The sequence below is a fragment of the Collinsella aerofaciens genome (assembly GCF_020709435.1).
GTDB lineage: Bacteria > Actinomycetota > Coriobacteriia > Coriobacteriales > Coriobacteriaceae > Collinsella > Collinsella aerofaciens_AU.
The window spans coordinates 25,710-33,853 of sequence record NZ_JAJFDP010000020.1; the positions used below are offsets into that span (position 1 = coordinate 25,710).

Annotated in this window: 7 protein-coding genes; 5 read left to right on the forward strand and 2 right to left on the reverse strand. The window is 59.8% G+C overall.

Going from position 1 to position 8,144, the window contains the following annotated elements; translation table 11 throughout:
- The 3 genes from yihA (at position 1) to LK493_RS09145 (ending at position 2,040) form a co-directional block, all read left to right on the forward strand.
- Positions 1–591, forward strand: coding sequence for a ribosome biogenesis GTP-binding protein YihA/YsxC (yihA, locus tag LK493_RS09135; protein WP_006234871.1), 591 nt, complete (start codon positions 1–3; stop codon positions 589–591).
- A 101-nt stretch (positions 592–692) separates the two neighbouring features.
- Positions 693–1,376, forward strand: coding sequence for a DUF3990 domain-containing protein (locus tag LK493_RS09140; protein ID WP_006234872.1), 684 nt, complete (start codon positions 693–695; stop codon positions 1,374–1,376).
- 31 nt (positions 1,377–1,407) lie between these two features.
- Positions 1,408–2,040 (forward strand): helix-turn-helix transcriptional regulator, encoded by a 633-nt coding sequence (locus tag LK493_RS09145; RefSeq protein ID WP_006234873.1) that lies wholly within the window; start codon positions 1,408–1,410, stop codon positions 2,038–2,040.
- A gap of 286 nt (positions 2,041–2,326) precedes the next feature.
- Here the strand turns inward: LK493_RS09145 and thrB are convergent, their stop codons facing one another.
- Together thrB and thrC are read right to left on the reverse strand one after the other, a co-directional pair.
- Positions 2,327–3,208: a homoserine kinase gene (gene thrB / locus LK493_RS09150; RefSeq protein WP_055310702.1), complete on the reverse strand. Its 882-nt coding sequence runs from the start codon at positions 3,206–3,208 to the stop codon at positions 2,327–2,329.
- Between the two features lie 203 nt (positions 3,209–3,411).
- Complete coding sequence (thrC, locus tag LK493_RS09155) at positions 3,412–4,929, reverse strand: threonine synthase (RefSeq protein WP_227790807.1); 1,518 nt, start codon at positions 4,927–4,929, stop codon at positions 3,412–3,414.
- Between the two features lie 103 nt (positions 4,930–5,032).
- Here thrC and LK493_RS09160 point away from each other — a divergent pair, with 103 nt between their 5' ends.
- Both LK493_RS09160 and LK493_RS09165 read left to right on the forward strand, forming a co-directional pair.
- Positions 5,033–6,421, forward strand: a complete 1,389-nt coding sequence (locus LK493_RS09160; RefSeq protein WP_138113249.1) for an aspartate kinase — start codon at positions 5,033–5,035, stop codon at positions 6,419–6,421.
- A gap of 174 nt (positions 6,422–6,595) precedes the next feature.
- Positions 6,596–7,621, forward strand: coding sequence for an aspartate-semialdehyde dehydrogenase (locus LK493_RS09165; RefSeq protein WP_117640200.1), 1,026 nt, complete (start codon positions 6,596–6,598; stop codon positions 7,619–7,621).
- The last annotated feature ends 523 nt before the right edge of the window (positions 7,622–8,144 follow it).

Below are 8,144 nucleotides of genomic sequence, written 5' to 3' on the forward strand. Positions count from 1 at the left end.
ATGGCCGATTCCATTAACTACCAGCTTGCCAAGTTCGTCGCCAGCTATGGCAAGGTTTCGCAGATTCCCGAGTCCACCTGCCCCGAGGTGAGCTTTGTCGGCCGCTCCAACGTGGGCAAGTCGTCGATTATGAACAAGCTATTTGGCCGCAAGAACCTAGTCAAGGTTTCCAGTACGCCGGGCAAGACGAGCAACATCAACTTCTTTGAGGCCGACGACGTGCATTTCGTGGACCTGCCGGGTTACGGTTTCGCCCGTCGCTCCAAGGCCGAGCGCGACCGCTGGGCCGAGCTTATCGGCGACTTTTTCGACTCCGAGCGCAGCTTTAACTTGGTCGTCTCGCTGGTGGACATTCGTCACGATCCCAGCAAGCTCGATCATGACATGATCGACTACCTGCAGGGCAATGAGTTCAACTTTATCGTCTGCCTCACCAAGGCCGACAAGCTCAGTCGCACCCAGCAGGCCCGCCAGGCAGCAGCCATCAAAAAGCAGCTCAACGTTCCGGCCGAGAACGTAATCATCACAAGCTCCCAGACCGGCACCGGCATCGACGAACTCAAAAAGCGCATCGCCGAGGCTTGCCTCTAGTAAGGGTTCTTGGCAGGCAATAGTTTGCATCTATCTATATCACCCCAGTGATAGTTATTGGTACACTATCACTGGGGTGATATTTTTGTTTGGAGGTCGATATGGAGCTTTGGCACGGGTCGGAGGTTGTTGTCGAGCATCCGTCGTTGGATAAATGCAGACAATTCAATGACTATGGGTGTGGGTTTTATTGCACGCCACATGAGGAAATGGCAATGGAGTGGGCATGTCGGACTGAGTCTGATGGCATTGCAAATCGATATGAGCTCGATATGGATGGTCTCGCAGTCTTGGATTTGGAGTCCGGGGAGTTTTCAATTCTCAATTGGCTTGCGATTTTGGCTAACAATAGGGAGTTCAATGTTTCGACACCGCTGGCGCGCGAAGGACTTCGCTATCTGCTGGATAACTGCCTGATTGATATTTCTCCCTATGACGTAATTCGAGGTTATCGCGCCGACGACTCCTATTTTTCGTTTGCAAGACAGTTTGTCAGCGGCATGATCTCGCTCAGGCAGCTGCAACGTATCATGCGCTTGGGTGATTTGGGTATCCAATATGCTCTTATGAGCGAGTGCGCATTTTCGGCGATTAGATTCTGCGATTGGAAGCAGGCTTTGGGGTCTGAGTTTTATCCCAAGCGTTTTGAGCGAGAGCAGAATGCTCGACGCAAATACTTGGATACGGTTAACGGGTTCGATTCCGAAGGTATCGACATTAGGGATTTAATGGCAGGGAGGGTTGATTTAAATGATCCAAGAGTTAACGGATTGTGGGCCGAGTAGGACATACCCCGTCTACTACCTCGAGGATGCAATGAACAACCTCGGCGACTGCTTTGACTATGCCGTTAACGATTATGGAGCAGAAGGATCGGAAGTTGCTGAACTCTTTTGCCTGAGCGGCGTAGCTCGCGAGTTCGAACGCGGCAACGCATGGGTCGTATCGGGAAAATCGGGCGTTGAGCTGTTCGCGCTTATCGCTGAAAGGTCCGGCTATCAGAGCGGGTCTATACCGGATCGCACCTATCGTTTTGAGAAGACGCCAGAGTATTGGACAGGCTGGATACTGGCATATCTGCAGTGGCGTTTAGGGGAGTCTTTCGAAGACCTGCTGCATGTCGTTCCGTTTGACGCACTGCGCAGTCTGTACTATCCCTGGCATGAAGCCTCGGAGGAACGCGTGGCTCGCCTCGTCTGCGATATGGCGAAAAAAGCGTCCAGGCAAACCAAACTTGCGTTAGCAAGAAAGAAGCTTAAGAAAACCCAACAAGACCTGGCATACGAATCGGGCGTGTCCCTCCGCTCAATCCAAATGTACGAACAACGCCAGAGAAACATCAACGAAGCCTCGGTAACAACCGTAAGGGATATAGCAAAAGCCCTACACTGCAACATCGAAGACCTCCTAGAGCCAGTCTTCGAATACAAAGAAACCAGCGCCGCCTAAACCAGGCACGCAGCCGATGCCCGCCTCTAGGAAGTGCTCCAGCCTAGCAAGAGCCCCTACCAATAAAAAGCCAAACTATCAGCCCGGCGACTTTCCAGAGCGTAGGTCCCTGTAGCCGCCGCCGGCGAAGTTAACATAGGGGAGGCCAGGGGGCTTTGCCCCCAAATCTTTCCGCAGGACGGCAGGACCCCCGCCGCACGAAGTGCGCAGCGGGGGTCCTGCCATGTCCGAGGACGATTTGGGGGCAAAGCCCCCTGGCCTCCCCAGCGAGTATACGGGACGGCGACTACAGGTATTCGATCTGGGCGCCTTCCGTGTCGCACGTCAGAATATGCGTATCACACTTGGGGAACTGCTCGCGCAGCTTGACCTGCAGGAACTTTGCCACGATGGTGTCGTCGGTCACAGCCATGAGGGTCGAGCCCGAACCACTGATCCAGATGGTCTTGGCGCCGCCGTTAAGGCAGGTGTCGCGCACGGCGTTGTAGTCGGGGATGAGGCGGCGGCGATAGGGCTCCTGGATGCGGTCGTCGTTGGCGGCGGCAATCAGGTCAAGGTCGCCGGTCTCCAGACCGCGCGTCATGCCAGCAATGCGGCCCATCTGCCACACGGCGGTGGAGAGCGGAATCTCCTGCGGTACGACCTTGCGCGCCTCGCTCGTGTGTACCTCGTAGGGCGGAATCACGGTAATAAAACGCAAGCGATTGCTTACCTCGTAGCGCAGGCACTGGGGGAGCGAATCGGTCGGCGTAAAGGAGCAGACGGCGCCGCCCAGGATGGCAGGGGCGACGTTATCGGGATGCCCCTCGACCTCGGTGGCAATGCGGACGAGCTCGGCACGGTCGACGGTGTGGCCCGTCAGCGCGGCGGCGGCCATAATGCCGGCGACGACGCAGGTGGAGCTGGAGCCCAGGCCGCGGGCGACGGGCACGTCGGTCTGGATGTCGATGGCAACGGGAAAAGCCGGCTCGCCCCATGCAGCCAGTGCATCGACAAAGCTCACGTAGACCAGGTTGTTCTCGTTTTGGAATTCCTCGGGGCAGCCCGTGATGGTGAGTTTGTCGGCGCGCTCGAAGGTGAAGTGCGAGTAGAGGCTGACGGCCATGCCGAGGGTATCGTAGCCAATGCCCAAGTTGGCGCTTGTTGCTGGGACGGTGATCTTGATCATGTGAGTCCTCCTGGCGTGTCTGGCTGTTTAGTTCGCTGCTCGGGCAGTCCTGCGCAAGACGGAAAGCACATTAAGTGCTTTCCTTTGCGTGCGGAACTCGCGACGAACTAAACAGCCAGGCACGCTATGCACGTTCGTCATCATCCCGGTAGGTATCTGATAAAAGAAGGTGCGCCGGCTTTCGCCGGCGCCTTATAAGGGGTTTAGTTGGTTGCTATCTTTTTTGCAGCCTGCTCTACGTAGCTGGCCATCTCATCGACGTCGCAGACGTCTTCGAAGCGGACGGGCTTGGACTCGAGTTCGGCGAGCTGGGCTGGGGCGACCGTGTTGGTTGCCTGCTCGAGCACGCGCATGGCCTCAAAGTCGTCCTCGGGAACGTCGAGGCCCAGGGCATCGCAGCAGGCGCGCGGGAACTTGTAGGGGCTGGCGGTCGAAAGCAGCACGCGGGCCTTGGCGCCCTCGGTGGGGGCGACCTGCTCAAAGACGTGATAGCCGCAAGCGGTGTGCGGGTCGATCACGTAGCCGTTGGCATCCCAGCAGCTCTTGATGGCGGCGCGAACCTCGTCCTCGCTGGCCCAGCCGCAGCCAAATACGCTCTGGATCTTGGCCAGCAGCTCGGCAGGCACCTCGTAGCGACCGGTCTGGGCAAGCTGCTCCATAAGGCCGGCAACGAGCTCGCAGTCGCCGTCGGACAGGAAGTAGAGCATGCGCTCCAGATTAGAGCTAATAAGGATGTCCATCGACGGCGAAATGGTCGTGAAGAACGGACGGTTGCGGTCGTAGACGCCGGTGGTCAGGAAGTCAGCGAGCACGTTGTTCTTGTCGCTGGCCACGACGAGTTTGGCGACGGGCAGACCCATGCGCTTGGCGTAGTAGCCGGCCAGGATATCGCCAAAGTTGCCGGTGGGCACACAGAACTCAACGGCGTCGCCGGCCTCGATGGCGCCGGCGCGCAGCAGCTGCGCATAGGCGGCAAAGTAGTAGACGACCTGCGGTACCAGACGGCCGACATTGATGGAGTTGGCGCTCGAAAGCACAGTGCCAGCGGCCTCCAGGCGCTCGGCAAGCTCCTTATCGGCAAAGATGCGCTTGACGGCGCTCTGGGCGTCGTCAAAGTTGCCGCGGATGCCGCAGACGGCGACGTTATCGCCCTCCTGCGTGGACATCTGCAGATTCTGCACGCGGCTGACTTTGCCCTCGGGATAAAAGACGGTGATGCCCGTGCCCGGCGCGTCGGCAAAACCGGCGAGTGCGGCCTTGCCGGTGTCGCCCGACGTGGCGGTGACGATCATGATGCGCTCGGCGCCGCCGTCCTTGGCGGAAGTGCGGGCCATCAGACGGGGGAGCATCTGCAGGGCGACGTCCTTGAAGGCGCTTGTGGGGCCGCCAAAGAGCTCCATCACATAGGTCTGAGGGGCGTCAGCGCCCGGCGCAGCGTCGAGTTTGACGAGCGGCGTAACCTCCTCACTCGCGAACGTGCCGCGGTATGCCTCGTCGACACACGCCGAAATTTCTTCGGCCGTGTAATCATTCAGTAACATTCCCAACACATCTTGAGCGATTTCAAAGTACGATTTATCTGCAAGCGAGCTGATATCGACCTGCTGGGTGCCGAGCTCGTCCGAGACAAACAAACCCCCGTCGGGAGCGATGCCGGTGCGGATTGCCACCTTACTTGAGCACGATAAAGTGCGTCCTCGTGTACTATGATAAGTTCCCATATAACACTGCTCCTCGGATGCCTTGGACCCAATCGGTGAAACCATGGTATCAGAGCGCGCAAAACAGGTTTGCAGAGGCTTTTAGAAAGGTAACCTCAAGCCCATGATTAAGATTGCCAAGTTTGGCGGCTCGTCGGTCGCCGACGCCGAACACTTCAAGAAGATCAAGGCCATCGTCGATGCCGACCCTGCCCGCCGTTTTGTGGTGGTTTCCGCCTGCGGCCGCCGCTTTAAGGGCGACACCAAGGTGACCGACCTGCTCTACCTGGTTAACGCGCACGTTAAGTATCACGTGTCGTGCGAGGAACTGCTCGAGGACATTGGCCAGCGCTATTTTGATATCGCTGACGAGCTGGAGCTCACCTATCCCATCCGCGAGGAGTTCGCGGCCTTTGCCGAGCGCGCCCGCTCGGGCGGTTACTCTACCGAGGAGCTCGTGAGCCGCGGCGAGTACTTCACCGCTCGCTTGATGGCCGAGTACCTGGGCCTGCCGTTCCTGGACGCCGCGACGGTTGTGGCGTTCCATCACGACGGTACGCTCAGCATGAATCGCACCTCCGAGCTGGTGCAGGAGTACGGCCAGCAGGGCGGCTTTGTTATGCCCGGTTTCTACGGCGCGACGCGAGAGGGCCAGATCAAGCTGCTCGACCGTGGCGGCGGCGATATCTCGGGCTCGATCCTGGCCAAGTGCCTGGGCGCCGATCTGTACGAGAACTGGACCGACGTTTCGGGTTTCTATTCTGCCGATCCGCGTATTGTTCCCGAGGCTCAGCCCATTGCGCGCGTTACCTACGAGGAGCTGCGCGAGCTTTCGTACATGGGCGCAAGCGTCCTGCACGAGGAGGCCGTGTTCCCCGTGCGCGAGGCGGGTATTCCGCTGGTCATCAAGAACACCAATGCGCCGCAGGACCCCGGCACCATCATTAGCGAGACGGCTGATGAGGGTGAGGCAGAGCCCATCATTACCGGCGTGACCGGCAAGCGCGGTTTTGTCGCCATCAACGTCGCCCGTGACCGCACCAAGCCCCGCGTTGGCTTTATGCGCCGTGCGCTTTCGGTCTTCGAGCGTTATGACGTTTCCGTCGAGCATATGCCCACCGGCGTCGACCGCTTTGGCGCCGTGGTGCAGGAGCAGGACGTTCACGATTCGCTGTACTCACTCGTGGGCGACATTCAGCAGGAGGTCGAGCCACTCGAGATCGAGGTTGTCGAGGGCTTGGCGCTCATCGCGACCGTCGGCCGTAACCTGCGTGGCCGCGCAGGTATCTCGGGCCACCTGTTTGGCATGCTTGGCCAGGCGGGCGTGAGCGTGCGTATGATTTCACAGAGCTGTGACGAGATCAACATCATCATTGGCGTGGAGGAGAAGGACTTCGATCTGGCGATTCGGACCATTTACCGTGCCTTCTCCGATGAGAACGGCATTGTGAAGGTCTCCGACCTGGAGGCTTCCGCGCCGGTCGATCCCGCTCTGGCTGCGCTCCACAAGTAGCTGCTATCTCGCTAGATTTTTGGGACTCGCCTCAAAAATCTACGGCGGGGCGTTTCGTTTCGGTTTCGTTTCGACGGGGCGGGTTTCGTGCCTGCCCCGTTCTTGTATACACTGGCAACAATAATCGGCCTGCTCGGCGTGCGGGCAAAAGCCACAACCTTTAAAGGGGGAAGCATGAAACAGTACACGGTTGCTATTTTGGGCGCGACGGGAGCCGTGGGCACCCAGATGCTTGAGTGCCTCAACGAGCAGGAGTTTCCGGTCGGTAAGCTCAAGCTGCTGGCGAGTGCGCGTTCCGCGGGCAAGACCGTTGAGTTCCGCGGCGAGCAGATCGTGATCGAAGAGGCTTGCCCCGAGGCCTTTGAGGGCTGCGACATCGTACTCGGCGCTGCCGGCGACGATATCGCCAAGGAGCTGCTGCCCGAGGCCGTCAAGCGCGGCGCCGTCGTGGTCGACAACAGCCATGCTTTCCGTATGGATCCCGAGGTGCCGCTGGTCGTGCCCGAGATCAATGCCGACGATATCAAGTGGCATCACGGCCTTATCGCCAACCCCAACTGCGCGACCATCATCGGCCTGGTTCCCACGTGGCCGCTGCATCAGCTCGCCGGTGTGAAGCGCATGATCGTCTCGACGTATCAGGCGGCTTCGGGTGCCGGCGCTCCCGGTATGGCCGAGCTCGAGGCTCAGCTGGCCGCCCTGGGCCGCGGCGAGGAGATTCCCGAGCCGCGCGCGTTTGCCGCCCAGCTGGCGAGCAACCTGATTCCGCAGATCGGCGGCGTCAAGGAGGAAGGCTTTACCTCCGAGGAGATGAAGCTGCAGAACGAGGGCCGCAAGATTATGCACCTGCCCGAGCTGCGCGTGAACTGCACCTGCGTGCGCGTGCCCGTGCTGCGTTCGCACTCCGAGAGCATTACGCTCGAGTTTGAGCGCGATATTACGGTCGAGGAGGCCCGTGCTGCGCTGGCTGCCGCTCCCGGCGTCAAGCTGGTTGACGACATGAGCGCCGAGGATGCGCACGACCGCTTCCCCATGCCGATGGACACCTCCGACCAGGACCTGATTTGGGTCGGTCGCGTACGCCGCGACATCTCGAACCCCGAGGCTGCGCGCGGCATCACCTTCTGGTGCTGCGGCGACCAAATCCGTAAGGGCGCGGCAACCAACGCCGTCCAGATCGCCAAGCTGCTCTGCGAGTAACGGTGGATCTGTCCGGCGGGGGCCGGGCTTGGTTTTCAGAACGTCCTCGACCATGTGTGGCGCCTTGTCCTGCTCCTTCGGAGCCGCGGACAAGGCGCCATACTGGTCTGCGGAGTGTTCTGAAAACCAAGCCCGGCCCCCGCCTGCGGTGACGCTGCTGCAAGCGGTCTGCGATGGGGTCGTTGTTGGTTGGGGCCGCTGGGCTGATGCAGGGGCGCGTGGTTGTTGCGGGCCCTGGTCCCGGCGGCGGCCTCGGCGCTTTGCGCCTGCCGCCTTGGGGGACTGTGGGGCGCGGCCGGCAGCTGCGGCGCTTCGCGCCTGCTGCCTGAGGTGACTTTGGGGTTGGTGCGAATCGGGGTCTAATACTTTCCCGTGAAGTGAACGACCTTATTTGGACCCCCGAAGCATTGGCATATTTTGACCGCTATTTCCTGCGGTTTTGCAGCGTGAATCCTGCGGTGTTAGCGTCGGAATAATTTAGCCAAATATAGTCGGCCGAGATTGACCAATCCCGGCCGACCCA